The sequence below is a fragment of the Mesorhizobium huakuii genome, from assembly GCF_014189455.1.
In the GTDB taxonomy this organism is placed as follows: Bacteria; Pseudomonadota; Alphaproteobacteria; order Rhizobiales; family Rhizobiaceae; genus Mesorhizobium; species Mesorhizobium huakuii_A.
Genome location: NZ_CP050296.1, coordinates 4,511,514 through 4,537,130, shown reverse-complemented (window position 1 = coordinate 4,537,130; position 25,617 = coordinate 4,511,514). Strand labels below are relative to the sequence as shown.

24 protein-coding genes are annotated in these 25,617 nt (G+C 64.6%); 12 read left to right on the top strand and 12 right to left on the bottom strand.

Features of this window, described 5'->3' with window-relative positions:
- Positions 1–29: 29 nt before the first annotated feature.
- Positions 30–803 (bottom strand): SDR family NAD(P)-dependent oxidoreductase, encoded by a 774-nt coding sequence (locus HB778_RS21910; RefSeq protein ID WP_183456898.1) that lies wholly within the window; start codon positions 801–803, stop codon positions 30–32.
- Positions 804–1,033: 230 nt separating this feature from the next.
- On the opposite strand from HB778_RS21910, the gene HB778_RS21905 reads away from it, so the two are divergent.
- Together HB778_RS21905 and HB778_RS21900 are read left to right on the top strand one after the other, a co-directional pair.
- Entirely contained in the window at positions 1,034–2,137 is a 1,104-nt protein-coding gene (locus tag HB778_RS21905; protein WP_432421198.1) for a histidinol-phosphate transaminase, read from the top strand.
- Between the two features lie 159 nt (positions 2,138–2,296).
- Complete coding sequence (locus tag HB778_RS21900; RefSeq protein ID WP_183465178.1) at positions 2,297–3,580, top strand: NAD(P)/FAD-dependent oxidoreductase; 1,284 nt, start codon at positions 2,297–2,299, stop codon at positions 3,578–3,580.
- 47 nt (positions 3,581–3,627) lie between these two features.
- Here the strand turns inward: HB778_RS21900 and HB778_RS21895 are convergent, their stop codons facing one another.
- Positions 3,628–4,434, bottom strand: coding sequence for an SDR family NAD(P)-dependent oxidoreductase (locus HB778_RS21895; protein WP_183456896.1), 807 nt, complete (start codon positions 4,432–4,434; stop codon positions 3,628–3,630).
- Complete coding sequence (locus HB778_RS21890) at positions 4,431–5,285, bottom strand: NAD-dependent epimerase/dehydratase family protein (RefSeq protein ID WP_183456894.1); 855 nt, start codon at positions 5,283–5,285, stop codon at positions 4,431–4,433. The genes HB778_RS21895 and HB778_RS21890 overlap by 4 nt, the downstream gene beginning before the upstream one ends.
- A gap of 235 nt (positions 5,286–5,520) precedes the next feature.
- Between HB778_RS21890 and HB778_RS21885 the strand changes: the two genes are divergently transcribed.
- From HB778_RS21885 to HB778_RS21875, 3 genes are read left to right on the top strand one after another with little or no spacing between them, the layout of a single operon-like run.
- Entirely contained in the window at positions 5,521–6,165 is a 645-nt protein-coding gene (locus HB778_RS21885; RefSeq protein ID WP_183465177.1) for a cysteine hydrolase family protein, read from the top strand.
- A 42-nt stretch (positions 6,166–6,207) separates the two neighbouring features.
- Positions 6,208–6,756 carry a MarR family winged helix-turn-helix transcriptional regulator gene (locus tag HB778_RS21880; protein ID WP_183456892.1) on the top strand — a complete coding sequence of 183 codons (549 nt, stop codon included), beginning with the start codon at positions 6,208–6,210 and terminating at the stop codon, positions 6,754–6,756.
- Positions 6,757–6,797: 41 nt separating this feature from the next.
- A complete protein-coding gene (locus HB778_RS21875; protein ID WP_183456890.1) occupies positions 6,798–7,991 on the top strand; it encodes an amidohydrolase family protein in 1,194 nt (397 codons plus the stop codon).
- An 18-nt stretch (positions 7,992–8,009) separates the two neighbouring features.
- Here HB778_RS21875 and HB778_RS21870 read toward each other — a convergent pair whose 3' ends face one another.
- Both HB778_RS21870 and HB778_RS21865 read right to left on the bottom strand, forming a co-directional pair.
- A complete protein-coding gene (locus HB778_RS21870; RefSeq protein ID WP_183456888.1) occupies positions 8,010–8,594 on the bottom strand; it encodes an amino acid synthesis family protein in 585 nt (194 codons plus the stop codon).
- Positions 8,591–9,175 carry an amino acid synthesis family protein gene (locus HB778_RS21865; RefSeq protein ID WP_183456886.1) on the bottom strand — a complete coding sequence of 195 codons (585 nt, stop codon included), beginning with the start codon at positions 9,173–9,175 and terminating at the stop codon, positions 8,591–8,593. The genes HB778_RS21870 and HB778_RS21865 overlap by 4 nt, the downstream gene beginning before the upstream one ends.
- A gap of 253 nt (positions 9,176–9,428) precedes the next feature.
- On the opposite strand from HB778_RS21865, the gene HB778_RS21860 reads away from it, so the two are divergent.
- From HB778_RS21860 to HB778_RS21835, 6 genes are all read left to right on the top strand, one after another.
- The gene (locus HB778_RS21860; RefSeq protein ID WP_183456884.1) at positions 9,429–10,433 is read left to right on the top strand and encodes a BMP family lipoprotein; all 1,005 of its coding nucleotides are present in this window, start codon (positions 9,429–9,431) and stop codon (positions 10,431–10,433) included.
- Between the two features lie 120 nt (positions 10,434–10,553).
- Positions 10,554–12,119, top strand: a complete 1,566-nt coding sequence (locus tag HB778_RS21855) for an ABC transporter ATP-binding protein (protein WP_183456883.1) — start codon at positions 10,554–10,556, stop codon at positions 12,117–12,119.
- Positions 12,119–13,159, top strand: a complete 1,041-nt coding sequence (locus HB778_RS21850) for an ABC transporter permease (RefSeq protein ID WP_183456882.1) — start codon at positions 12,119–12,121, stop codon at positions 13,157–13,159. Before HB778_RS21855 ends, HB778_RS21850 begins: the two co-directional genes overlap by 1 nt.
- Positions 13,160–13,180: 21 nt before the next feature.
- Entirely contained in the window at positions 13,181–14,137 is a 957-nt protein-coding gene (locus tag HB778_RS21845; protein ID WP_183465176.1) for an ABC transporter permease, read from the top strand.
- A 10-nt stretch (positions 14,138–14,147) separates the two neighbouring features.
- The gene (locus HB778_RS21840) at positions 14,148–15,161 is read left to right on the top strand and encodes a nucleoside hydrolase (RefSeq protein WP_183456881.1); all 1,014 of its coding nucleotides are present in this window, start codon (positions 14,148–14,150) and stop codon (positions 15,159–15,161) included.
- Between the two features lie 11 nt (positions 15,162–15,172).
- Entirely contained in the window at positions 15,173–16,105 is a 933-nt protein-coding gene (locus HB778_RS21835) for a nucleoside hydrolase (protein ID WP_183456880.1), read from the top strand.
- Positions 16,106–16,130: 25 nt separating this feature from the next.
- Here HB778_RS21835 and fghA read toward each other — a convergent pair whose 3' ends face one another.
- Positions 16,131–17,003, bottom strand: a complete 873-nt coding sequence (fghA, locus tag HB778_RS21830; protein WP_183456879.1) for an S-formylglutathione hydrolase — start codon at positions 17,001–17,003, stop codon at positions 16,131–16,133.
- Between the two features lie 75 nt (positions 17,004–17,078).
- Positions 17,079–19,148 (bottom strand): NAD(P)-binding protein, encoded by a 2,070-nt coding sequence (locus HB778_RS21825; RefSeq protein WP_183456878.1) that lies wholly within the window; start codon positions 19,146–19,148, stop codon positions 17,079–17,081.
- Positions 19,149–19,422: 274 nt separating this feature from the next.
- Here HB778_RS21825 and argE point away from each other — a divergent pair, with 274 nt between their 5' ends.
- Positions 19,423–20,589, top strand: coding sequence for an acetylornithine deacetylase (argE, locus tag HB778_RS21820; RefSeq protein WP_183456876.1), 1,167 nt, complete (start codon positions 19,423–19,425; stop codon positions 20,587–20,589).
- A 10-nt stretch (positions 20,590–20,599) separates the two neighbouring features.
- On the opposite strand, the gene HB778_RS21815 is transcribed toward argE, so the two are convergent.
- The 5 genes from HB778_RS21815 to HB778_RS21795 are packed head-to-tail and all read right to left on the bottom strand — an operon-like array spanning position 20,600 to position 25,517.
- Positions 20,600–21,535 (bottom strand): LysR family transcriptional regulator, encoded by a 936-nt coding sequence (locus HB778_RS21815; RefSeq protein ID WP_027045706.1) that lies wholly within the window; start codon positions 21,533–21,535, stop codon positions 20,600–20,602.
- A 50-nt stretch (positions 21,536–21,585) separates the two neighbouring features.
- Positions 21,586–23,076: an aldehyde dehydrogenase gene (locus HB778_RS21810; RefSeq protein WP_183456874.1), complete on the bottom strand. Its 1,491-nt coding sequence runs from the start codon at positions 23,074–23,076 to the stop codon at positions 21,586–21,588.
- A gap of 25 nt (positions 23,077–23,101) precedes the next feature.
- A complete protein-coding gene (locus HB778_RS21805) occupies positions 23,102–23,776 on the bottom strand; it encodes a DUF1028 domain-containing protein (protein ID WP_183456872.1) in 675 nt (224 codons plus the stop codon).
- Positions 23,777–23,781: 5 nt separating this feature from the next.
- Positions 23,782–24,198: a RidA family protein gene (locus HB778_RS21800; RefSeq protein WP_183456870.1), complete on the bottom strand. Its 417-nt coding sequence runs from the start codon at positions 24,196–24,198 to the stop codon at positions 23,782–23,784.
- 44 nt (positions 24,199–24,242) lie between these two features.
- On the bottom strand, positions 24,243–25,517 hold the full coding sequence (locus tag HB778_RS21795; protein ID WP_183456868.1) for a flavin-containing monooxygenase: 1,275 nt from the start codon (positions 25,515–25,517) through the stop codon (positions 24,243–24,245).
- Positions 25,518–25,617: the final 100 nt, after the last annotated feature.

Here is a 25,617-nt window from a genome sequence, read left to right as displayed (position 1 = left end):
TTTTGATTTCGAACCTATTGTGAGCCGCCTCAGATCGATGCGAGAAAACCGCCATCCACCGGAATGGACTGGCCGGTTATGTAGGCGGCAGCATCGGAGGCAAGGAACACGGCGACGCCGTGCAGGTCGCCGAGATCGCCAAAACGATGCTGCGGGATCTTGGCGAGCATGGACTGCTGCCATGCCTCGTTGTTGTAGAACACATCGGTCATCGCCGTCCGGAAATAGCCCGGGGCGATGGCGTTGACCCTGATGCCGAGATCGGCCCACTCCGCCGCCAGCGCCCTTGTCATGCCAAGCAGGCCGGACTTCGACGAGCCATAGGGCACCGCGGTCGGAATGCCGACTTCTGAAGTCAGCGAGCAGAGATTGATGATGGCGCCGCCACGCCCGGCGTCGCGCATCTGCCGCGCAGCCGCCTGGGCGCAGAAGAACGCCCCCTTGAGATTGGTGTCGACGATCCGGTCCCACAGCGCCTCGTCGACATCGAGCGAGGGCCGGACCTCTTCCATTCCGGCATTGTTGACGAGGATATCGAGACCACCAAGCAGGCTCGCGGCCTCGGCGGTGGCGGTCCGGCAGCGGCCGACATCGGTGACGTCGAGGGCGACGGCATGCGCCACCCCACCGGCCGCACGGATGGCGGCCATCGTCTCCTCGAGCGAGGCCAGGCTGCGCGCGGTGACCGCGACATCGGCGCCGGCAGCACTCAGCGCCGCGGCAATGCTGCGGCCGATGCCGCGGCTGGCGCCGGTGACAAGCGCTTTCCTGCCGGCAAGATCGAACAGAGAAGCATTGCGCATGTGATCCTCCTTACCGATGTCGCCTTCCGCTTGCAGAGCGAGACTATCAGATCAAGTTACATATACAAGCATATACAAACCGTTTCGGCTACGCTACTCCTGACAAAATTCGCCGCACCGGCGCGCCCGTCGGCAACCTGGCTCGCCCCGGGGACGATGCCGCGAAACCCAGTGTTTGAGAACCCGGCCGAAGACGGAAGTCGCTTGGCCAACAGCAAAGGAGCCCGCTCGTGTCGAAAGCTTCAGACATGGTCCGAACCGAGGTCACGCGCCTGTCGCCTTACAATTCCGGACTGACCATCGCCGAGGTCATGCAGCGATACGCGCCAGTCAGGATCGCCAAGCTGGGTTCGAATGAAAACCCGCTTGGCCCGAGCCCGACGCTCGCCACGATGATGCAGGCCGGCGCCGAGATGTTCCGGCTCTATCCGGATCCGGCTGGGCGCGAGTTGCGCCAGGCCATCGCCGCCAGATATGAAGTGGGCGAGGATCAGGTCATCCTCGGCAATGGCTCGGAGGATCTTCTTTCCGTCATCAGCCGTGCCGTGCTGCGGCCCGGCGATGCTGTCGTCACGCTCTATCCGTCGTTCCCGCTGCATGAGGACTATGCGACGCTGATGGGCGCTACCGTCAACCGCGTGGCCGTCAACGACGATCTCACCATCGACGTTGACGCGCTGATCGAGGCGGTACGCGAACGACCTCGCGTGCTGCTGTTCTCGAACCCGATGAACCCGGTCGGCAGTTGGCTTTCCGGCGGCGATCTGTCGAAGGTTCTGGATGCGGTGAGCGAAGAGACGCTTGTTGTCGTCGACGAAGCCTATGCCGAATATGCCGAGGGTGAGGACTACGCATCGTCCTTGCCTGACCTCGGCACACGCGACCGGCCCTGGATCGTGCTGCGGACATTTTCCAAGGCGTTCGGGCTTGCCGGATTGCGGATCGGCTTCGGCATCGTCGGCGACCCGGAATTGCGCGCGCTGCTCGACAGGGTGCGCACGCCGTTCAACGCCAATGGCGTTGCGCAGGCCGCCGCGCTGGCGGCGCTCGCGGATGAGGAACACCTCGCCAGGGTCGTCGCGCTGGCCAAGGCGGAGAGAGTCCGTGTCGAGAATTTCCTCGCAAGCAAGGGCCTCAAAGTCGCCCCTTCACGAGGCAACTTCCTGTTCTTCAACTGCCGACACAATGCCTCCGCCTTCGCCGAGCGCCTGCTGCGCGAAGGCGTCATTGTCAAACCCTGGAAGCAGGACGGTTTTGACAGCTACGTGCGTGTCAGCATCGGCTCGCCAACGGAGAACGACCACTTCATGGCCGCGCTGTCGCAACTGTTGTGATTTCCCGAAAGCCATGCTGAATTGCGTGGCGCGCCCGGCACGATATTCGAGAGTCTGCCGTTATGGAGTTTCTCGCAGGTAGCGCGTCCCCTTTCGCCCGACGGCTTTCGCCAGCCTCTCTGACCTGCGTCTCTTCCGGTTCCCTTGACAATGCCCAATTTGCTCGAAAGCAGTCCACCCCGGAGCCTCTACCGCGAAACGGCCGGCGGTACCGGCAACTACCCTGTCCTTGCCGGCGCGCAGCGGGCAAGGGTGGCGATTGTTGGCGGCGGCTTCACCGGCCTTTCGACCGCCTTGCATCTGGCGGAAGCGGGCGACGACGTCGCCGTGATCGAAGCGCAGCAGCCGGGCTGGGGCGCTTCGGGCCGGAATGGCGGCCAGGTCAATCCGGGCCTCAAATACGATCCCGACACGATCGAGGCGATGTTCGGCCCCGAGCTTGGGCCGCGGATGATCGACTTCTCCTATGGTGCGCCGGATTTCACCTTCGGCCTCATAAAACGCCTATCGATCGCCTGCGAGGCGCGGCAGAACGGCACCATACGCGCGGCGATCCGGCCGAAGCCGGAGGCCGCGGTGCGGACCACGGCCGCGCAATGCGAGCGGCGGGGCATGCCGGTCAGCCTGCTGGACGCCCAGGCGATGGCGGCGCGAACCGGAACCGACAGATACATAGCCGGCATGTTCGACGCCCGCGGCGGCGACCTCCATCCCTTGAAATACACGATCGGCCTGGCAGAAGCCGCGCAGAACGCCGGCGCGCGGATATTCGGCGGCAGCGAAGTCCTCTCGCTGAAGAGGGAGGCCGGGCGATGGATCCTCAAAACCGCGAACGGCTCGGTCAGCGCCGAGAAGGTGCTAGTCGCGACCAACGGCTATACCGGAGCCTTGTGGCCGGACCTCGAGCAGTCGCTGGTTCCGGTGTTCAGCGCCATCGCTGCGACCGAACCGCTTGCGCCGGCGGTCGCAGCCGCAATTCTCCCCGAAAGGCCAGTCCTCTACGAGGCCGGGAACATCACCGTGTACTACCGCATCGACGCCCAGAACCGTCTTCTCATGGGCGGCCGGGGGCCGATGAAACCCCTCGGAGATGCTTCCGCCATCCGCTACCTCACCGACTATGCGCTGCGGCTCTGGCCGGCGCTTGCGGGAACACGCTGGACACACGCCTGGAACGGCCGGGTTGCGATCACCAAGGACCATCTCCTGCACATTCACGAGCCGGAAGACGGCGTGCTGATCTGCCTTGGCTACAACGGCCGTGGCGTCGCCATGGCCTCGGCCATGGGCGCTGCTCTGGCGCAGCGGCTGCAAGGCCGTGAGACGTCGCCGTTTCCCATGCCGATATCGCCGCTCAAGCCCATCCGGTTTCACCGCTTCTGGCCGCTCGGGGTGAAGGCCGCGATCCTTTTGGGGCGGCTGAAGGACCGGTTCGGCCTCTGAGGCGAAGAGCCGCCCGGCCTGACAGCCCGTGAGATGGCACCAGCTTCTTATCGAAATTTCGGAAACGCGTCGCCGGCCGGCGCGTTGGCCCAGCTCTGCAAAGTCTGGCCGCCGTCGATCAGCCAGTCGACGCCGGTGACATGCCTTGCCTCGTCCGAGGCGAGGAAGGCCACGGCGGCCGCGACATCGTCAGGCTGGCCGATGCGGCGCAACGGAATGCGGTCGGCGAAATGCTGGACGCTGCTCTTGAAATCACCGTCGCCGGAAGCCGGCACGCCGAGCGTCGTCTCGATCACACCGGGGCAGATGGCATTGATGCGGATGCCATAGGGCGCCGCATCGAGCGCCGCGACCCGCGTCAACCCGACTACGCCATGCTTCGAGGCGACATAGCCGGCGCCGCCCGCAAGCACGTCCCAGCCGGCCATGGACGAACCCATATTGACGATCGAGCCACTGGTTCCGGCCTCGATCATCGCATGGAGCGATGCCTGCAGGACGAGGAAGATGCCGCGCAGATTGATGCGGATGATGGTGTCCCAGTCCTCGACCGGCAAATCATGCACGGGAGCGACGACCCCCGAAATGCCGGCATTGTTGAACACCACATCCAGCCCGCCGAACGTCTCGACGGTGGTTGCGACGGCGCCGCGCACATTCGTCTCGTCGGTGACGTCGGCTTCGATGGCGATGGTGCGGATGCCGAGAGCGCGAGCCAGCTCCCGGGCAGCCGCACCGTTGCGGTCGACAATGGCGACACGTGCGCCTTCATCAAGGAAGCGCCGAACCGCGGCACTGCCAATGGCGCCGGCGCCGCCAGTGACAAGGACCGTCTTCTGGTCGAACCTTTTCATCCCTGGGTCTCCGGCTTTGGATAGGAACGCCATGAATGCTGTGGCTCGAAGCCGATCGTTTCGCGCGCATGGACGGTATCGAGCACGGACCCGAAACCGGCGATCGGCCGCGACAGGGCGACGCCTGGATATACGCGGCGTACCAGCGCTTCGGTCTCTTCCTCCATGAAGGTGTCGGCAGCGCTGAGCAGGACGCGCAGATGGCCGTCGCCTTGCCATTCGAGCGCCCGCAGAAAACCCTGCCCGGCATCGCGCGCGTCGAGATAGGCCCACAGGTCGCGGGCGCTGTCGGCGGTGGCGCGGCGTGGACCGACGCCGGCGAAGAAGGATTGCGGGGTCTGGATCCATGGCATGCGGATGCTGACCGCCGAGAAGGCACTTCTGCGCACCGCCGCGTCGACGATTTCCTCGCCCAGCCATTTCGACAGGCCGTACGGATCCTGCGCGGCGACAGGGTGGTTCATGTCGACCGGCAGATAGGGCGGAATGACCATCTTCTCGAAGAAGGGGTAGCCGAAGACGCTGAAGGACGAGGCATAGACGAAGCGCCTGATACCAGCCATGGCGGCGGCCTCGACGATATTGTAGGCGGTCGCGACATTGGTCTTGAACACCTCGCCGCCGGCGCGCCCGGTCGGGCGCGGAATGGCCGCGACATGGACGACGGCATCGCAATCGCGCACCAGCTGCAGGGTCGATCCCAGATCCGTCAGGTCGGCGGTGACGTGACGCCATGCGCCCCCGACCGGCGCCACGGTATCGATGCCCAGCACGTCATGGCCGGCGGCGAGCAGGGCCTCGGCAACGTGGCGGCCAAGCAGGCCACTGGCTCCGGTGACGATCGTCCTCATATCACGGCCCTCGGCGCGGCAAACTCGGCGGCATGGATATCGTTGATGGTCATACAAATTGAGTCCATGATTGCCACCCCTTGTCAAGGCCATATCCGGCTGGACAAATAGCGCATACGCTTGTCAGAGCAGCGTGCGCAAGGCCGGTGACTACTGCTTTGCGTCGAACGGGATTGACTTGGCACCCGCCAGGGTTTTTTGTATGAGTATCAACGATCGACCAAAGGAGTCCGCCATGGCCGTGGACGTTTTTTCCTCACATCGGCACGATGACGCGATGCGCCTTGATGCGCAACGCGCAGCCATTATCGTCATCGATATGGTCAACGAGTTCTGCAAACCGGGCGGGGCCATGGTCCTGCCTGGATATGAGACGCTGGTCGGCCCGCAGTTGGCCGTCATCGAAGCTGCGCGTGCGAGCGGCGCGCCGGTGATCTGGGTTCACGACGCGCACCGGCCGGGCATGCGCCGCGAGCGCGAATGGGTCAAGCGCACGCCGCATTGCGTGGAAGGCAGTTGGGGACCGGAGATCATTGAGGATCTCGGCGCCCGCGATGACGAAATCCATGTCATCAAGCGGCGCTACTCGGCCTTCTTTCAGACCGACCTCGATCTGACGCTGAGGGATATGCAGGTCGACCAGTTGGTCATCTTTGGCGTGGTCACCAACATCTGCGTGCGCTCGACCGTCCATGACGCATTTTTCCAGGGCTATGAAGTGGTGGTGCCTAGCGATTGCTGCGCCGCGACCGGACCGCGCGAGCAGGAAAGCTCGCTCTACGACATAGCGACGCATTTCGGCGTGGTCAGCGATTCGGCTGATGTCGTCGCGGCGCTTCGCGATGGGACGTCGCTGCAACCGACTGAAGTCGCGGCTTGACCTAGAGCCAGCGGCATCCGAGACAGGCAACAGGAGTCCGGTTTGACGACCGAAAAGAAATCCGAGAAAAGCGCGACACCAAAGCGACCGAACGGCAACGCGGAACCACTGAGCCGCGAGCAAGTGCTGGAGCGCTACGCTGAGACCGGATACGCGCTGGACCAGCATCCAGCGCACGTCATCCGCAAGGCGCATCAGCGCGCGACGCTGCGCTTCCAGCAGGTCATGGCTGGCGAAGACCTGTCGCCGACCCAGTTCGCGGCCCTTGCCACCATTCTCAAACATGGCGAGGTCTCGCAGAACCATCTCGGCCGGCTGACGGCGATGGACCCGTCGACCATCAGCATCGTCATGCGCAAATTGCTCAAGCACGGGCTGATCACACGCAGTGCTTCCGACACCGACCAGCGCCTGTCGATGATCGCGCTGACCGAAAAAGGCACCGAATACACGCTCGAGCGGCTCGCACGCAGCGTCGAGGTCGGCCGCCGCTTCCTGTCACCGCTTTCACCCGCCGAGCAGGCGACGCTGCTTCGCCTGCTCAAGCGCATCAATGACGACGATCCATCGAATGGCGACGGCGGCAAATAGGCCGCGCCCAGACCTTTCCATACCAGCAGAAATGAGAACCAATGCCGTCCGACCCCAAGTCGTCTGCCACGCTTGTCATCCGCAATATCGGCCTTCTGCTGAGCGGTGACCTCGGCCAGCCGATCCTCGACGCCGATACCATCGTCGTGACCGACGGGCGCATTACAGGTATTGGCAAGGCTGATGACGTCGACAGCGGCAACGCGGCGACGATCATTGATGCGATGGGCTGCGCGGTGGCGCCGGGGCTCATCGACAACCATGCTCATCCGGTGGCCGGCGACTGGACGCCGCGGCAGAACCAGATCGGCTGGATGGATTCCACCGTGCATGGCGGCGTCACCACCATCATCTCGGCGGGCGAGGTCCACACGCCCGGACGCCCGCGCGACCTGGTCGGGTTGAAGGCACTGGCGATCGCGGCGCAGCGGACCTTCTCCAACTTCCGCCCCAACGGCATGAAGATCCTGGCCGGCGCCCCCATCCTGGAGCACGGCCTGGTCGAGGATGATTTTCGATATCTCGCCGAAGCCGGCGTGACCCTCATCGGCGAGGTTGGACTTGGCGGCGTCAAGGATGGTCCGACCGGCCGGCAGATGATCGCCTGGGCGCGCAAATACGGCATGACCTCGATGACCCATACGGGCGGTCCATCCCTGCCCGGCTCCGGCCGCATCGGTGCGGATGTCGTGCTGGAGGTCGACGCCGACATCGTTGCCCACGTCAATGGCGGACCGACGGCACTTCCCGAAGCCGAGATCCGGCAGATCTGTGAAAACGGCTCGCGTGCGCTGGAAATCGTCCACAACGGCAATCTGCGCACCGGACTGTTCGTGCTCGACCTGGCCAGGCAGCGCGGCGAACTTTCGCGCGTCATCCTCGGCACCGACAGCCCGGCCGGATCCGGCGTGCAGCCGCTGGGTATTTTGAGAACGCTGACCATGCTGGCTTCACTGGGCGGCATCGCGCCGGAAGTGGCGTTCTGCCTTGCCAGCGGCAACACCGCGCGCGTGCGCGGACTGGCAGACCGCGGCATCATCGAAATCGGCCGCGCCGCCGACCTCATCTTCATCGATCAGGCGATGGGCGGCGCCGGTGACGGGCTGCTCGACAGCGTGGCGCTCGGCAATCTGCCGGGCATCGGCATGGTCGTGATCGACGGCGAGGTGCGCACCGGCCGGAGCCGCAACACCCCGCCGGCGATGCGGGTGCCGGAAGTCAGGACTGCGCAGTGACGATGGCCTTCTGGCTCATCAGCTAACTCCATCCTTGCCGACAATCTTGTCCTTGGTCAGCCCGCCAACGCGCGGGTGCGGCCGGCTGGAATCGGTGACGGCGATGGCGACGACGATCTCGTCGGCGCGCGGTGCATCGGGGACGCGGACCTCCATGCCGTCGAAATGGCTGCGCACCTTCGCCGCGTCCTTGTGGCCGAGCGGAATGTCGAGCGGCACGCCGAGGCCGCCGCGCTTCTTCGATGAGGGAATGAGCGCGGCGCCCTTGCCCAGCACGTCGCGGAACGGGGCGCCGAGCTTTGGGTGAAGGATGGCGGCGGCATGTTCAAGCTCGCCGTCGGCGCCGACGGCGGCTGCCTTGCCGAAGCTTTCGACCTCACCGCCGGCAATGCCGAGAGCAGCCACCGCACGCCTGGGCAAGATATCGCCCAGCGCTTCGCCAATCGCGCTCAACGCCGACAGATCCTCGACAAACGTGCCGGCATAAGGGTTGCGGATCACCGCGATCGCGGCGGCACGCCGTGTCGGCGGGTCGACGGGACGGCCGCCTTCGATCCGGGTTTCCTCGACGATGGTGATGATGCGGCGGATTTCGAGGCTCATCGCAATCCGTCCTCGCCCTTGATGTCAGCCGCTGCCAGGCCGCCGACCCGTGCATGAACGCGCGCGCCGATCGTCATCGCCAGGATGACCGCCATCTCGTCGCTGCGCGGCGCATCGCCGACGCCGATCTCGATCGCGTCGAAATGGCTGCGCACATAGGAGGCGTTGATGTGGGTGATCGGAATGTCGATGCGCGTCCCGGGGCCACCGACCTTCTTGGTCGAGGGCACGATAGCCTTGGCGTCGCCGAGAAGTTCGCGCATCGCGTAGCCGCCCGGATTGTGCCACAGTGCGCCATGTTCAAGCTCGCCGGCGGCGCCGACGATGGCACCCTTGCCATAGCCTTCAACAGCGGCGACGCCATCGCCCATGGCGTCGATCAGGCGCCGCGCCATTTCGAGGCCGAGCGGCTTCAGATCCTCCATGAAGCCGATGATCTCTTCGACGTAACGTCCGGCGAAAGGGTTGGCGATGACGGCAACGATCGCACCGCGCTTGGGGGGACGTGCCGCGGGCGGCCCACCCTCATGGAAGATCTCTTCGACCTGGACCAGAAATTTCCTGACCACCACAGCTGGCATTGCGCGTATCCTTCGACTGTCACTCACGAAAATTCGTTGGAGCATCAACAATTATGCATCGCGATATTTGTCAAGCACGGAGGTGGAGGACGCCAGCGACGAGCCCGAGAAAACTGCATCGGATGACGATTGACAGCCTGTTTAGCCGCTCCTAAACTCATATGACCATCAACGAACTCGCCGCCGTCTCGGCGACACGTGGGGATGGTCAAGGCGTGGCTTCAAAAGCTGAAAAAAGCTGAAGGGGAATACCATGAAAAGGGCGCTCAAGAGCTTATTTCTGGCTGGCACGATGCTGGCCGTTTCGTTGGGATCGGCCGCCGCACAGACCAAGGTTTCGGTCGCCGCCATCTCGGGATATTTCGCACAGGGCTTTGGCGTTTCGATCGTCAACGGCCTCAACAAGGCCAAGGCCGATTTCGGCATCGACCTCAAGCTGGTCGACACCGGCAATCGCGCATTGGACTATGAGGAGCAGTTCGAGAACCTGGCCAAGGGCAAGCAGTACGACCTCATCTTCGTCATGGGCTGGGAACTGGTGGATTCGCTGCAGAAGGTCAGCAAGGAATATCCCGACCAGCGCTTCGTCTTCATCGATGGCGTGCTCGACAATCCGAAGATGATCTATGCCAACTTCGCCGAGGAACAGGGCTCCTTCGTCGCCGGCGCTCTGGCCAGCATGATCGAGGCCAAGGGCAGCGAATTTCCCAAGATCGGCGACGGCAAGGCAATCGGCTTCGTCGGCGGCCGCGACATTCCGGTGATCCGCAACTTCCTTGGCGGCTACGAGCAAGGCGCCAAATACGCCGCGCCCGACGTGAAGGTGAACTCCGTCTTCGCCGGCACCTTCGATGATCCGGCCAAGGGCAGCGAGCTTGCCCAGGCGCTGTACGGCCAGGGCTCCGACATCGTTTACAACGTCGCCGGCCCGACCGGCGAAGGCGTGATGCAGGCAAGCGCCGCCGCCGACAAATATTCGATCGGCGTCGATATCGACATGTGCGGCACGGCTCCCGGAAATGTGCTGGGCAGCATGCTGAAGCGCGGCGACATCGCCGTCTACACGCTGATCAAGGACGAGGTCGGCGGCAACAAGGTCACCGCCGGCACCCGGACCTTCGACCTGGCGTCAGGCGGCGTCGAGTTCAAGGTCTGCGACGACATCGCGCCGAAGATCCCGGCCGACGTCACGACCAAGCTGGACGAGATCAAGAAGGGCATTCTCGACGGCAAGATCGTGATCGCCAAGGCGAAATAAGCCAGCAACAGCGCATCCCTCCCAAGAAAGCGCTACACTGATCCGCCGCGGCACGCCGCGGCGGATCAGTGTCCAATCTTCGAGAGCTCGCAATCTGCGAGAGCCCAATCTGCGAGAGCAATGGTGTCGAACGCGCCGGGGTCACCGACCCTCCACAACACTGCCGCGATGGCCGTCGAGCTGACGGCTATCACCAAGCGTTTTGGCGCCTTCATTGCCAATGACGGCATCGACCTTGCCGTGCGCCGGGGCGAAATCCACGCCATCATCGGCGAAAACGGCGCCGGCAAGACGACGCTGATGAACATCCTGTTCGGCCTGCTGCAGCCCGACGAAGGCGCGATCCGGCTGAATGGCGAGGCGACGGTGGTCGCCGACCCTGCCGCCGCCATCAAGGCGGGGCTCGGCATGGTACACCAGCATTTCAAGCTGGTGCCTTCGCTCTCGGTCGCCGACAATGTCTTTCTCGGCATGGAAATCCGTCGTCATGGGCTGATCGACCATGCCGCGCAGATCGCACGCACGCAGGAATTGTCGAAGCGTTTCGGACTGCATGTCGATGCGACCGAGCGCGTCGGGCTGCTCTCGGTCGGCATCGAGCAGCGCATCGAAATCCTGAAAGTGCTGGTGCGTGGCGCCCGCACCATCATCCTCGACGAGCCGACTGCGGTGCTGACGCCGCAGGAAAGCCGCGAACTGTTCCAGACGCTGCGCAGCTTCGTGGCCGAGGGCATGACGGTGATCTTCATCTCGCACCATCTGGAAGAGGTGATGGAGGTGTCCGACACGGTGACGGTGCTGCGTAATGGCCGCAAGGTTGCGACCCGCCCGACATCGGAACTCGACAAGGACGAGCTGGTGCGCATGATGGTCGGCCGCGAGGTCAGTTTCGACCGGCGGCCGCGCGCGGCGCTGCAGGGCGATGTGATCCTTGAGGTCAAGGATTTGTGGGCGCGTGATGATCGCCGCTTGCCAGCCCTTCGCAACGCCAGCTTCACTGTCCGCTCCGGCGAGGTGGTGGGGATTGCGGGCGTCGCCGGCAATGGGCAAACGGAGTTGGCGGAAGTGCTTTCGGGCCTGCGGCCGGCAAGCCATGGCGAGGCCCGGCTGAAGGGCCAGGATCTCACCACGCTCTCCACCGCCGCGATCCGCGAGGCGGGCCTTGCCCATGTTCCGGGCGACCGCATGGTGCGCGGGGTCGATCGCAATGCGTCGATCGCGGCAAACACGCTGATGGGCCGCCAGCACCGCGCGCCGTGGAGCCGCAACGGCATGCTCGACTGGAAGGCGATTGCCGGAAATGCCGGTGCGCTGATCAAGAGCTTCGATATCCGGGCGCAAGGAGCGGGCGATGCCGTCAAGCGGCTTTCGGGCGGCAACATCCAGAAGGTCGTGCTGGCGCGCGAGTTCACCAATGGCGCCGACTTCCTGCTGATCGATCAGCCGACGCGCGGCGTCGACATCGGCGCTCAGGAGGCCATTCATGACGAGATCATGCGCCAGCGCGCGGCCGGCCGTGCCATCCTCTTGATTTCCGTGCAGCTTGACGAATTGGCGGCGCTCGCCGACCGCATCCTGGTGATGTTCAACGGGCGGATCATGGGCGAAGTCGCCGGCGACGATGCCGACGAAGACAGGATCGGCATGATGATGGCGGGTGTTACGCCGCAGCTGGAGCCCGCATGATGAGCGACCGTTTGCGCGCCTTTTCCGGCCAGATCATTGCCGTGGGCGTAGCCTTGCTGTTGGGGGCGATCATCATCCTTCTGGTCGGCGAAAGCCCGGTGCGTGTCTTGATGACGCTGCTGCGCGGCGCCTTTGGCGACCAGGAGAAGATTGCCGGCACCCTGCTGCAGACGACGCCGATCCTGATCTGCGGTGTCGCGGCCTGCATCGGCCTGCGCGGCGGCATGTTCAATGTCGGCATCGAAGGGCAGCTCTTCCTCGGCGGTTTCGCCGCCGCCTGGGTCGGCTTCAGCTTTTCCCTGCCCGCGGGCATCCATATGCTGGCGGCGCTGGCGCTCGCGGTCGTCGCGGGTGCGGCCTGGGTCGCCATTCCCGCTTTTTTCCGCGCCCGCTACAACACCAACGAAGTCGTCTCGACCATCCTGTCGAACTACATCGCCGTGCTGCTGACCTCCTATTTCACCATCTTCCTGTTCAAGCGGCCCGGCGGCTGGTCGGAGACGCCGCCGATCCTGGCGACAGCCTATCTGCCGGAGATCTTTTCCTTCTCGCGGCTGAACTGGGGGCTGGTGATTGGCCTGCTGCTGGCGGTCGGTGTCGCGCTGGTCTTCCGCTACACCAGTTGGGGCTATGGCGTGACCATGGTCGGCTCGGCGCCGAAATTCGCCGAATATGGCGGCGTCAACGTCAAGCGGCAGGGCTTTGTCGTGCTGCTGCTTTCAGGCGCCGTCGGCGGGCTGGCCGGCGGCGTCGAGACGCTCGGCGTGCATCACCGGTTCATGGAGGGCTTTGCGCCGGGTTTCGGCTTCGACGGGCTGATCGCCGCCCTGCTCGCCAACGGCTCACCGGTCGCCACCATCGTCACGGCGCTGTTCTTCGGCGCGTTGCGCAGCGGGTCGCTGCTGCTCGAGGTCGACACCAGCGCCTCACGCGAAATCATCACCGTCATCCAGGCGCTGATCATCCTGAGCGTCTCGGCGCAGGTTCTGATCAAACGTCGCGGCGACAGCCAGGCGGGGGAGCGGCGATGGAAATTCTGAGACAAGCTTGTCAACGTTGCGCTGATCGCGGCGACGCTGCGCACCACCGCGCCGATCCTGCTGGTCGCGCTCGGCGGCTCGTTCACCACCAAGGCCGGCATCTTCAACATCGGCCTCGAGGGACAGATGCTGGCCGGCGCCTTCTTCGCCGTCATCGGCTCGATCTGGACAGGTTCGGCATTCGCGGGCGTCGCCTGCGGCGTCGCCGCGGCCCTTGCCTTCGCGCTCGCCTTTGCCGTTCTTGTGGTTACGTTCCGGGCCAATGAGGTGGTCGTCGGCCTGGCGCTCAACATCCTCGCCGGCGGCATGACGATCTCGCTGATGAAAGCGATTTTCGGCACGCGCGGATCGATCGTCGGTCACGGCATTGTCGGCCTGCCCAAGGTGCAGATACCAGGCGCCCAGGCGCTGCTCGGCTCGTGGGCGCCGCTGATCTCGGGCTTCACGCCGATCGTCTATGTCGCCTTCATCGCGGTGCCGTTGCTGGTGCTGTTCTACAACCGCACCCGGCTCGGCCTCTACATCCGCGTCGTCGGCGAAAAGCCCGAAGCCGCCGAAGCGCTCGGCATCTCGATCACCCGCGTCCGCTACACCGCCTCGCTGCTGTGCGGATTGCTGGCGGGGCTGGCCGGCGCGCATCTGTCGCTCGGCTACATCACCATGTTCACCGAGAACATGTCGTCGGGCCGCGGCTTCATGGCGGTGGCCATCCTGATCTTCTCCAATGGCGATCCGCTGAAAGTGCTGGCCGGCTGCCTGCTGTTCGGTTTCGCCGATGCCTTCTCGCTGCGCCTGCAGACCTTCGGCTTCCCCTCCTATCTGGTGCTGACCGTGCCCTATGTCGTCGCGCTGACGGCGCTGTTCGCGCTGTCCTACCGGGCACGGCCGAAAATCATCAAGGAGACGCTGGCATCGATGCAGAAACTGCTGTCGGTGGACAGGAACAGCAGCGCCCCGGTCGACAAAAATCCTCAGTGAAGGAACTCTCATGGAACGCATAATCCTCGACGTGGATTCTGCCGGCGACGATATTCTCGCCGTGCTGTTTGCCGCGGCGAACCCGAATGTCCGGCTCGAAGGCGTGACCACCGTAACCGGTGCGGCAGGCCCGATCGAACAGGTCACCAATGTCGTGCTCAACACGCTGACGCTGGCCGGGCGCGACGACATACCGGTCCATGCCGGGGCGTGGCGGCCGATCGTCGGCAACGCCAAGGCCGACATGGAGGCGCCTGTCCATTTCGAAAAGCGGCTGGTTGCCCGCTTCGGCGACCGGCTGAAGAAATTCAACCCGCCGGCACCGACTCCCGTCCGCCTGGCAACGTCGGGACATGCGGTCGACTTCATCATCGAGACGGTGATGGCCAATCCGGGTGAGATCACGCTGGTGACGACGGGGCCGCTGACCAATGCGGCGATGGCGCTGCTGCAGGAGCCGCGCCTGACCGGCGCGCTCAAACGGATGCTGGTCTTGGGCGGCAATTTCCAGACGCCCGGCAACATGACGCCGCTGTCGGAATACAACATCTGGGCCGATCCGGAGGCGTCGCGCATCGTGCTCAACGCCGACGTCGACAAGATCCTGGTGCCGCTCGACATCTGCGAGGACAACCGCGTCGCCGCCTCGATGCTGACGCGCGACGACATTGCCGACATGCAGGCCGTTGCCCGGAAGAACGCCGTCTTCGACATGATCGCCGACAGCTTTCCGATCTATATCGACATCTGGCGCGAGTTCTTCGACCTGGTCGGCTTCCCGATGGATGACGTCATCACCGTGGCGCTGGCCTTCGATCCGGCCCTTGCCACCATGACCGAACCGCTCTTCGTCGATGTCGTGCTGGATGGCCGCCTCGCACGTGGACAGACGGTTGCCCATCGCGGCCGGCAGTTGCTACCCGGCGGCGGGCCGAAGACCACGCGCATCTGCACCGATCTCGACGGCCGCCGCTTCCTGAACATCTTCAAGCAAACCGTCGCGCGCTACGAGCAAGCGGCGTGAGGACCGACAAAATGACCATTGCAACTCCCATCCTGTTCGACTGCGACCCAGGCCACGACGACGCCATCGCGCTGGTCATGGCGCATCGCTCGCCTGATATCGAACTCATCGGCGTCACCACCACCTGTGGCAATGCCGAGGTCGAGAAGACGACCGCCAACGCGCTGCGCATCCTTGAATATATCGGCGCCGGCGACGTGCCCGTCGCGCAAGGCTGCCACCGCCCGCTGGCGCGGCCGCTGGTGCTCGGCACCGCCGATGGTCCGAGCGGCCTCGAAGGTTCGCCCTATCTGCCGCAGGCGACGATCAAGCCGGTCGACCAGCACGCCGTCGATTTCCTGGCCGACAAGCTGCGCGCCGCGCCCGAACCGATCCTGGTTGTCGCCACCGGCCCATTGTCCAATATCGGCCTGATGATCCTCAAGCATCGCGATGTGCTGCCCAAGATCAAGGAATTGATCTGGATGGGCGGCGTCTTCTACCGCAAGAGCGAGATCATCACGCCGACCGAGTTCAATGCATTCTGCGATCCTGAGGCGCTGAAGATCGTGCTGGACAGCGGTGTGCCGATCCTGATGGTCGGGCTCGACGTCACCATGCAGGTGCTGATCGAGGCGCCGCAATACGCCGAACTGGCGACCATCGACACGCCGCTCGGCAAGCTCGTCAATGACTGGCTGCTGTTCTACGAGAAGCTGCACCGCAACTCGATGGGCGTCGGCGGCGCAATGCACGATCCGCTGGCCTTGGCGCTCGCCATCGACCCGACGCTGGTGCGCACGCGTCCCGCCCATATCGATGTCGATCTGTCCGGCACCTATGCGTTCGGCGCGACGGTTGCCGATTTCTGGGGCGAGCGCGGCGAGAAGGACAATGCGCGTATCGCCCACGAGGTCGACGCGGACCGTTTCTTCAAGCTGATGTTCGACCTGCTGCGGGATTAGAGCCGCTCGGGGATATTCCCTTGGTTCAGCGTGGCCCGGTGTCAGCGACCGGGCCAGACAATCTTTGGGCGTGCCATCGCAGATGGTCGTCCATGAATGTCGAAATGAAGAAATACGAGTGGTCGTAGCCGTCCTGCATGCGCAGGGTCAGCGCGATGCCGGCGTCGGCGCACGCCGCTTCCAGAAGCCAGGGCCTCAGCCCGTCCTTGAGAAAGCCGTCCGACGTTCCCTGATCGACGAAAAGCTCGGGGAAACGGTGGCCATCCTCGATGAGCAAGGTGGCATCGTAGCGCCGCCATGATGTCTCGTCCGCGCCGAGATATTTTTCAAAGGCCGGCTTCGACCAGCCGGCGGTGCTCGGCTGCACGATCGGCGCGAAGGCCGAGCAGCTTTTGAAGCGCTCGGGATTTTTCAGCGCGATCGTCAGCGCGCCATGCCCGCCCATCGAGTGGCCGAAGATCGCCTGGCGCGTCATGTCAGCCGGAAACTCCCTCGCGATCAACGCCGGCAATTCCTCGGTGACGTAGGAGTACATGCGATAGTTCGTGGCGTAGGGCGCTTGCGTCGCATCGACATAGAAGCCGGCGCCGCTGCCGAACTGCCAATTGTCCTTCTCGTCGGGAATGTCGGCGCCGCGCGGGCTGGTGTCGGGACAGACGATGATCAGCCCGAGCTCGGCGGCCATCCGCCGGTACTCACCCTTGTCCATGACATTCGCATGGGTGCAGGTGAGGCCGGAGAGATACCATACGACCGGGCAAGGTTTTTCACGGGCCTGCGGCGGCACGAAGACGGCAAAAATCATGTCGCAGGCGCAGGCATCCGAAGCATGCGAATAGACCCCCTGCATGCCGCCATGCGATTTGGCAGCTGAGATGGTCTTCATCCGGTCCGACATGTTCTTCTCCGCCTTCGGCAAACGTCCTTAACGGCCGCCTGTCTAAGGACCATGGTTGCCAGGCGCAAGCCCCGGCTATTCCGCCGCCAGGGCCGTCACTTCCCGCCGGAACGGCAGCGCATCACCGATATCGTGTTCGTCCAGCTCGCGTGCGAAGCGGTGGCCGGCATAGGTCGCCCAGGCGATCGGCCCCGGCGCCTCGGCATCGCCTATGACCTTGATCGAACGGATACCATTGTCGGCCCATTCGTCGCGCCGCGCTTTCAGCGCGCGCCAGACCTCGTCGTCCTGCTGGCGCGACGTCACTAGCACCACGGCGTCGGCGGCGATGTCGCGTTCGGCACCGGTGTAGGCGCAGGCGGTGGCAACGCCTCCCGGCACGACGCGCGTCACGGTCCGGTTGAGCACGATCTCGACACCGAGTCCGGCCAGGCGGCGGTGGATAGCGCCCTGCTCCAGCGTGTTGCGGGTCCAGTCCGAGACATAGGCGGACGGCGTCACCAGCGTCACCTTGGCGCCCTGGCGCGCCATCAGCTCGGCCAGAACGCCACCCATATAGTAGTGGTCGTCGTCGAACAGTACGACAGCGCCGGTCGGCACATTGCCGCCTATCAAATCGTCCGGCGTGTAGACCGGCGTGGCCTGGTCGATTGGCATCGGCACGACATGGGCGCGCGCCACGCCATCGCGGCGCCATGTCGAGCCGGTGGCAAGGGCGATGTGCTGAAAGCCGAAGGCCAGGATATCCTGCTCCGACAAACGGCTTTCGAAATAGACGTCGACATTGGACATCTGGCTGAGCTGGTACTGGCGATAGTCGCGCACGCGGCCCCAGGCCGACAGCCCAGGCAGGCGGCACTCGCGCGCGACGCGGCCGCCGAGCTCGGTGCCGGCCTCGGCGATGGCCACCTGGTAGCCGCGCAGGCCGAGCGCCCGGGCGGCCTCCAGCCCGGCGGGACCGGCGCCGACGATCAGCACGCTGTCGCTGTCGCCCTTGGCCTGCATGCGCTCGGGATGCCAGCCCTTGCGCCACTCCTCCATGAAGGTCGGGTTCTGCGTGCAGCGCGAGATCGACATGGTCATGTCGCCGGTGATGCAGATGTTGCAGCCGATGCATTCGCGGATGTCCTCGATGCGCCCCTCCTCCACCTTCTTCGGCAGGAAGGGGTCGGCGATCGATGGACGGGCGCAGCCGATGAAATCGAGCGTGCCGGACTTGATCATCCTGACCATCACATCCGGCGAGGTGAAACGGCCGACGCCGACGACCGGCTTCGAGGTCAGCGTCTTGATGCCGGATACCAGGCTTTCCTGCGCGGCCTCTTCCTTGAAGCGCGACGGCCCCGAACAATCCTCCCAGGCACCATGCGCCAGGTCCCAGAGGTCGGGCAGGTCGGCGTGCATCTCGATCATGTCGCGCACTTCGGAATTGGCGAAGCCAAGCTCGCCGATCATCTCGTCCAGCGACAGCCGCAGCGTCAGGCCGCAGGTGTCGCCGATGGCATCCCTGCCCTCTTCGATCAGTTCGCGCATCAGCCGCGAACGGTTTTCCAGCGAGCCGCCATATTCGTCGCTGCGCTGGTTGGTGGCGGTGGACAGGAAGTGCTGGATGATGCCGAAACCATGCGCGCCGTAGAGACATACCAGATCGAAGCCAGCCATCTTGGCGCGTTTGAAGGCGTTGCGGTGCCAGCGCCTGAGGTCGCGTATATCCTCTCTGTCCATGGCGCGCGCCTGCACCGGATCGTTGGTGAAGGTGCGGATCGGCAAGGCCGACGGCCCGCGCGGCACCTCCTTGGTGTAGAGGTTCGGGCCGTTGATGCCGGAATAGGCGAGCTGAATACCGGCCAGCGCGCCATGCTGGTGCATGGCCTCAGCCATCTTCGCCAGCGCCGGGATGTCGGCGTCGTCCCACAGCCTGAGCTCGATGAAGGGCGTGATCTCCGAAGTGTGGTGCATCTCGGTCTGCTCGGTGAAGATGACGCTCCAGCCGCCTTCCGACTTGATGCGCCGCATCTCGGCCGCGGCGGAGGGATCGCGGTAGCCGCCGCCATTGCAGTGCGGCACCTGGTAAAAGCGGTTCTTGGCGGTCACCGGACCGATCTTCACGGGCTCGAACAGAATGTCGTAGCGTGGATCACGCATGGTGCTTCCTTCCTGCCTGCGTCGCATCGCGGCATGCGCGGTGATGAAACTTGGCGCAAGCCGGTCTGCCCGCTGGGTAGATGCCGTGACCCTACTCATAAGTTGCGGCGCGCGCCGGAAAACTACAGATTTCTTCTGTGCCGATTAGGACGCTCCTAATCAGCCCTCGCCGCCTGGATTAGCATCCGGCAAATCCCGGCTGAGCCAAATGCGACTTCAAGGCGGTGGCCACGCGATGCTAGATAGCGCGCACGGCCAACAAGACGTGAGACGCATGGACAGCATCCAGATCCTTGAAAAGCTGATCGCCTTTCCGACGGTCAGCCGCGACTCGAACCTCGACCTCATCGGCTATGTGACGGAGTTGCTGGGGACGCAGGGCATTGCCTGCCAGATCATCCGCAGCGCGGATGGCCACAAGGCGAACCTGTTCGCCACCATCGGGCCGGCCGACGCGCCCGGCGTCATGCTGTCCGGCCACACTGACGTCGTCCCCGTCGACGGGCAGGACTGGACGCTGGCGCCTTTCGAGATGACCGCGCGCGACGGCAAGCTGTACGGCCGTGGTGCCGCCGACATGAAGGGTTTCGTGGCCTGCGCGCTCGCGGCCTGTCTCAAGGCCGCGAAAATGAGCCTGCTAACGCCCTTGCATCTGGCGCTTTCCTATGACGAGGAGATCGGCTGCATCGGCGTACACAGCCTTATCGACATGCTGCGATCCGCGCCGCACCGGCCTCTGCTGTGCATCGTCGGCGAGCCGACCAACATGCAGGTGGCGACCGGACACAAGGGCAAGCTTGCGGCGCGCGCCCTCTGCAGGGGACGCGAAGGCCATTCGGCGCTCGCTCCGCTGGCGCTCAACGCCATTCATCTGGGCTGCGACTTCGTCTGCGCATTGCGCCGGGAACAGGACCGGCTGGCCAGCGATGGCGCGCGCGACGGCGACTATGATATTCCCTACACCACCGTCCACGTCGGCAAGATCAATGCCGGCGTGGCGCTCAACATTGTGCCGAACCTCTGCCAGCTCGACTTCGAGATCCGCAACGTCGCGGCCGACAATCCGGACGAAATCCTCGATGGCCTGCGCGCGGAGGCGCAGCGTATTGCCGTTGCCGCCTCAACGATCGCGCCGGAAGCGGCCATCGACATCGAGATCACCAACATTTATCCGGGACTGGACACACCGGCGAATTCGCAGGCCGTGGCCTTCGTGAAGTCGTTGACCGGCGCCAACGACACCATCAAGGTTGCCTTCGGCACCGAAGGCGGATTGTTCAGCCGCGACCTCGGCACGCCGACCATCGTGTGCGGGCCGGGCTCGATGGCGCAAGGGCACCGGCCGGACGAATTCGTCAGCGTCGAACAGCTACGCCGCTGCGACGACATGCTGGACAATCTGCTGCAACGGCTTGCCGATCACCGGCTTCAGCTTGCGTGACGGAACGCCTCTATTCCACAACCCGCCCGCTGCCGAACACGCCCTGTTCGACGACGAAACGGCGGCAATGATCGATGAAAGCCTGCACCGTCTGGGTGCGGTGCTCGGCGTTGGGCAAGGCGACACCCATGGTCAGAGGCCGCAAATCCCCTGCCAGAGGCACGAAGACCAGCGGCTTGCCGTCGGGCGCCAGCGTGTTGAGCGGCCGCATGTTGGCGATGCCGTAGCCGAAGCCGTTCGCTACCATCGACCGCATCACCGCGATGTCGCCGGTGCGCTCGGCAATGTTGGGCCTGATGCCCCGCATCTGGAAGGCCGAGAGAAAATATTCGCGGCTGTATGGCAGGTCGAGCAGCACCATCGGCTCGTCAGCCAGTTCTTCCGTCGTGATCGAAGCCTTGCCGGCGAAGCGGTGCCCCTGTGGCAGCATGACATAGGCCGGCACCAGCATCAGCGGTTCGAACGTCGTGTCCTGCGACAGTTCGAGATCGTAGGTAAGTGCTGCATCGATCTCGCCCCGCTGCAACATTTCGAGCAACTGCCCCTGGTTGCGTTCGAACTGCCGGAACCGCACTTCGGGATAGGCGCGCTCGAACTTCATGCGCAGGGTCGGCATGACGATCTGCGCGAAGGTCAGCAAGCATCCGACCGCCAGCGGCCCGCGCACCTTCTCGGCGATGTCGCCGGCAATATCGTGCAGGGCGTCGGCATCGGCCAAAAGCCGGGCGGCCTCCTTCAGGAAAACGCGCCCGCCGGCCGTGAGCGACAGGCCATGCGAATGCTTGCGGACGAAAAGCTGGACGCCGAATTCGGCCTCGAGCTGCGCGATCGACGCCGAGATCGAAGGCGGCGAGACATTGACCTGCTCGGCCGCCTTGGTAATGGAGCCGGCTTCGCCGACGGCGACGAAATATTCCAGTTGTCTGAGCGTGAAGCGTAGCGGCATGGGCTTCTATGTTGCCGGTTTGGGGGCCGCGATCAAGCGCCCGCTCCGCCTCAGTACTTGATCCATGTCGTTTTCAGCGCGGTGTACTTGTCCAGCGCATGCAGCGACAGGTCGCGGCCGAAGCCGGATTGCTTGATACCGCCGAACGGCGTCATCGGGCTCAGCGCGTCGACCGTATTGACGGAAACCGTGCCGACGCGGAGCCGGCCGGCGACGCGGTGCGCGCGCGAAAGACTGTCGGTCCATAGCGATGCGGCCAGCCCGTAGGGGCTGTCATTGGCTATGCGGATAGCCTCCTCCTCAGCGTCGAAAGCAATGACCGAGAGCACCGGCCCGAATATCTCGTCCCTGGCGATCGGGTCGTCATGGGCGACATTGTCGAAGATGGTGGGCTGTATGAAGCTGCCCCGACCATTGACCGTGACGCGATCGCCGCCGGCGACCAGGCGCGCGGTCTTCTTGCCGGCCTCGACGAAGCGCATGACGTTAGCGGCATGGCGGGCATCGACCATGGCGCCCATTTTCGAGGCCGGGTCGAGCGGATCGCCAGGCTGGGTGACCGCCGCGCGCTCAGCCAGTTTCTCCACGAAGGCATCCTTGATGGAGCGTTGCACGAGCAGGCGCGAATTGGCCGAACAGACCTCGCCCTGGTTGAAGAAGATGCCAAATGCCGCCATGTCGGCTGCCGCATCGAGATCGCCGCAATCGGCGAAGACAAGGTTCGGGCTCTTGCCGCCGGTTTCGAGCCAGACCTGCTTCATGTTCGACTGACCCGAATATTGCAGGAACATCTTGCCGACCGCGGTCGATCCGGTGAAGGCGAGGCAATCCACGTCCATGTGGCGACCGAGCGCCTGTCCGGCCGTCTCGCCAAGGCCGGGTACAACGTTGAGCACACCGGCCGGCAGGCCCGCCTCCATGGCGAGTTCCGCCAGCCTGAGCGCCGAGAAAGGCGACTGTTCCGCGGGCTTCAGCACCACCGAATTGCCCGCCGCCAGCGCGGGCGCGCATTTCCATGTGGCCATGTCGAGCGGGAAATTCCACGGCACCACAGCGCCGATGACGCCGAGTGGCTCGCGCCGCACCAATACCAGATCGCTCGCGCCTGTCGGCGCGATCTCGTCGTAGATCTTGTCGATGGCCTCGCCATACCACTGGAAGATCGCCGCCGAGCCGGGAACATCAACGGTGGCGGCATCCGTGACCAACTTGCCCATGTCGAGCGATTCGAGCAGGGCAAGCTCCTGCAGGTTTTCGCGCAGCAGCCGTGCCAGCCGCAGCAGAACCTCCTTGCGGTGCGCCGGGCTGGTGCGCGACCAGACACCGGCCTCGAAACTGCGGCGCGCCGCGGCAACGGCCAGATCGATATCCTCCTCGCCGCACGACGCCACCTCGGCCAACGTTTCGCCGGTGGCCGGGTTGATACTGGCGAAGGTGCGGCCCGAACGCGCGGCAACCGTCTTGCCGTCGATGAACGCCTTGTCGCGAAAACGGATCGCCGATGCCTTGCCGATCCAGTCCTTGTGACTGAGTTCGCTCATGCGGACGCCTCCCCCTGCGTACTCACTACTCGTCGCCCGGCACGCCATAGCTCGGCGCGTCGGACGGATTGATCGCGCGGGTGACATAGGCATCGAGTTGCGGCTTGTAGCGATCCCACAGGGCTGCCAGCTCCTCGATCGGGCAGCTTTCGCTCCAGTCGCAGCGCAGGTCCGCGACCGGCCAGGCGACCTCGCGCACCAGCTTCATTCCAGCCGAATGGACCGGACCCGCCTCGCCACCCGCCTTCAGCGCGGCGCGCATGGTCGCGATCAGGCGGTCGCCGAGATGCCCTTCCGAGGCGAGGAAGGCCTCGACCATGGCTTGCGGCACGCCATCATGGGCCAGCATGTTGCCGCCGCAGGCGACATTGTCCGCACGCGCTTCCGCCCAGATGCCAAGCGCCCTCGGCCCGGAATGGATGGCGGTGGTCCCGGCGACATCGACAGCCAGCACCTGCCGGTACTCGCTGTAGGCGCCGGTGCGCTTCAGGATGGCGACCGCCTCGGCGGCCGAGGCTCCGCGCGCCAGCAGTTCGAGCCCTCTCGTACCGAGAGTCGGATCGGTGACGTTCTGGCTGGCGACCGCGCCCACGCCCGCCTGCGCATAGGCGCAACGCGCCGCCACCGCCGGTGAGGAGGACGACACCGCGACGCCGAACATGCCGGTGCGGCTGCACCGCGCGACAATTGAGAACGTCATCAGGATCAATCCGGGATGACGGCGGTGCCGTCTATCTCGACCAGCCAGTCCGGCCGCGCCAGGGCCGACACGACGAGGCCGGTCGAGACGGGATGCACGCCTTTGATGTACTCGCCCATGGTGCGGTAGACCGCCTCGCGATGGCGCACGTCGGTGATGTAGACGACCACCTTGACCAGATGCTCCATGGTGCCGCCGCACTCCTCGATGAGCTGCCTGATGTTCTGCATCACCTTGTGCGTCTGCTCGGCCGGATCGTGGCTGTCGATATTCTTGGCGGTGTCGAGATCCTGAGGACACTGGCCACGCAGATAGACCGTCCGGCCACCCCGCGTGACGACCGCCTGGCACAGATCATTGTCGAGCTTCTGCTCGGGATAGGTGTCCTTGGTGTTGAACTTGCGAATTCTCGTATGCGCCATGCTGGTCTCCATCAGATCGGGCTCGCGGCTGTCGTCAACGTCGGTCAGGCGTCCACTGTCTCGCGTTGAGCGGCAGCGTGATAGGCCAGATATTTGCGCTGCGTCGAAATACGGTCGGCGACATGCTTGGCATCATGCCAGACACCCCAGATGAAACTCGATCCTCTTCGCGACTGCCAGGGAAGGCCGAGAAAATAGATTCCAGGTTCGGTCGAGACGCCGCGCTGATGCCTCGGCCGGCCCTTCCCGTCAAAAGCATCGACCTTCAGCCAGCTGTAATCGACGGCAAAGCCTGTCGCCCAGATGATCGACGATATGCCGGCTTCGGCCAGATCGAGTTCACGAAGCGGATTAGCCAGGCATTCGGGATCCGGGTCGATCCGACGGGCCGCGGGCTCTTGCGGAAGGTCGAGGCCGTTGCGCGCGACATAGGCGTCAGCCTCGTCCAGCAGCGACATCAGGTTGGCGTCACCGCGGGCAATGTTCTTCGCCAGATCGGGCGCGAAGGTCAGCACGCCGTCCTGATATGTTTTCGTCATGCCGACCAGGGTAAGTCCCTGCGCGGCCAGCCGACGGAAATCAATCGTCTCGCCGCCACGCGCGCCGCTCACCGCGATCGTGACATGTTCTGTGCCAGGCCCTGGGGTCTCGAGGTCCCATTTGCCGAGAACGCCAAGCCACCAGCAGAAATCGCGCCCGCGATAGGCGCGCGGCGGGCGGTCGTGCGGGCCGACCGAGAGGTAGACGCGCCGCCCCGAGCGCTGCAACTCATCGGCGATCTGCACACCTGACGATCCCGCCCCGACCACCAGCACCGCGCCCTTTGGCAATTGTCCGGGGTTGCGGTACTCGCTGGAATGGATCTGCGGAATGCCGGCATCGCCGGGGACAAGAGCGGGGATGACGGGGACCTGGAACGGTCCGGTCGCCGCGACGATGCTGTTGGCTTCGATCACCCCGTCCGACGTCTCGACGCGGAACCCGGGCCGTCCGACATTTCTTTGTGCGAGCTTGACCTCGACGCCGCAGCGGATCGGCGCATTGATCTGTTTTGCATAGGCGGCGAAATAGTCCGCAACCTCCTCCTTGGAGGGAAAGCCGTCGGGACCCGTCACGGGAAATTCCATGCCCGGGAAACGGTCGTGCCAGGCCGGGCCGTTGGCAACGAGCGAGTCCCACCGCTGCGAACGCCAGCGCTCAGCGATCCGGCCACGCTCGAGAACGAGATGCGGCACGCCGCATTTGCTCAGATGCTCAGACATAGCCACCCCCGCCTGGCCACCGCCGACGACAAGTGTGTCTATTTTTTCCACCGACATTTCTGCGTCCTTTCCCCCCAAGAGTTTCTGCGGATGCGAGGAGGTCAGATCGCTGGTGTACTGGAGGGACTGATTAGCGAAAATTACGATTTCACGTGGC

Excerpts from the sequence above, each read along its gene's own strand:
- HB778_RS21885 (WP_183465177.1), top strand. The coding sequence starts at position 5,521 with ATGGCCGTGGACGTTTTTTCCTCACATCGGCACGATGACGCGATGCGC.
- HB778_RS21870 (WP_183456888.1), bottom strand. The coding sequence starts at position 8,594 with ATGAGCCTCGAAATCCGCCGCATCATCACCATCGTCGAGGAAACCCGG.
- HB778_RS21910 (WP_183456898.1), bottom strand. The coding sequence starts at position 803 with ATGCGCAATGCTTCTCTGTTCGATCTTGCCGGCAGGAAAGCGCTTGTC.
- HB778_RS21815 (WP_027045706.1), bottom strand. The coding sequence starts at position 21,535 with ATGCCGCTACGCTTCACGCTCAGACAACTGGAATATTTCGTCGCCGTC.
- HB778_RS21875 (WP_183456890.1), top strand. The coding sequence starts at position 6,798 with ATGCCGTCCGACCCCAAGTCGTCTGCCACGCTTGTCATCCGCAATATC.
- HB778_RS21835 (WP_183456880.1), top strand. The coding sequence starts at position 15,173 with ATGACCATTGCAACTCCCATCCTGTTCGACTGCGACCCAGGCCACGAC.
- HB778_RS21810 (WP_183456874.1), bottom strand. The coding sequence starts at position 23,076 with ATGAGCGAACTCAGTCACAAGGACTGGATCGGCAAGGCATCGGCGATC.
- HB778_RS21895 (WP_183456896.1), bottom strand. The coding sequence starts at position 4,434 with ATGAAAAGGTTCGACCAGAAGACGGTCCTTGTCACTGGCGGCGCCGGC.
- fghA (WP_183456879.1), bottom strand. The coding sequence starts at position 17,003 with ATGTCGGACCGGATGAAGACCATCTCAGCTGCCAAATCGCATGGCGGC.
- HB778_RS21865 (WP_183456886.1), bottom strand. The coding sequence starts at position 9,175 with ATGCCAGCTGTGGTGGTCAGGAAATTTCTGGTCCAGGTCGAAGAGATC.
- HB778_RS21860 (WP_183456884.1), top strand. The coding sequence starts at position 9,429 with ATGAAAAGGGCGCTCAAGAGCTTATTTCTGGCTGGCACGATGCTGGCC.
- HB778_RS21890 (WP_183456894.1), bottom strand. The coding sequence starts at position 5,285 with ATGAGGACGATCGTCACCGGAGCCAGTGGCCTGCTTGGCCGCCACGTT.
- HB778_RS21805 (WP_183456872.1), bottom strand. The coding sequence starts at position 23,776 with ATGACGTTCTCAATTGTCGCGCGGTGCAGCCGCACCGGCATGTTCGGC.
- HB778_RS21840 (WP_183456881.1), top strand. The coding sequence starts at position 14,148 with ATGGAACGCATAATCCTCGACGTGGATTCTGCCGGCGACGATATTCTC.
- HB778_RS21795 (WP_183456868.1), bottom strand. The coding sequence starts at position 25,517 with ATGTCGGTGGAAAAAATAGACACACTTGTCGTCGGCGGTGGCCAGGCG.
- argE (WP_183456876.1), top strand. The coding sequence starts at position 19,423 with ATGGACAGCATCCAGATCCTTGAAAAGCTGATCGCCTTTCCGACGGTC.
- HB778_RS21855 (WP_183456883.1), top strand. The coding sequence starts at position 10,554 with ATGGTGTCGAACGCGCCGGGGTCACCGACCCTCCACAACACTGCCGCG.
- HB778_RS21850 (WP_183456882.1), top strand. The coding sequence starts at position 12,119 with ATGAGCGACCGTTTGCGCGCCTTTTCCGGCCAGATCATTGCCGTGGGC.
- HB778_RS21800 (WP_183456870.1), bottom strand. The coding sequence starts at position 24,198 with ATGGCGCATACGAGAATTCGCAAGTTCAACACCAAGGACACCTATCCC.
- HB778_RS21825 (WP_183456878.1), bottom strand. The coding sequence starts at position 19,148 with ATGCGTGATCCACGCTACGACATTCTGTTCGAGCCCGTGAAGATCGGT.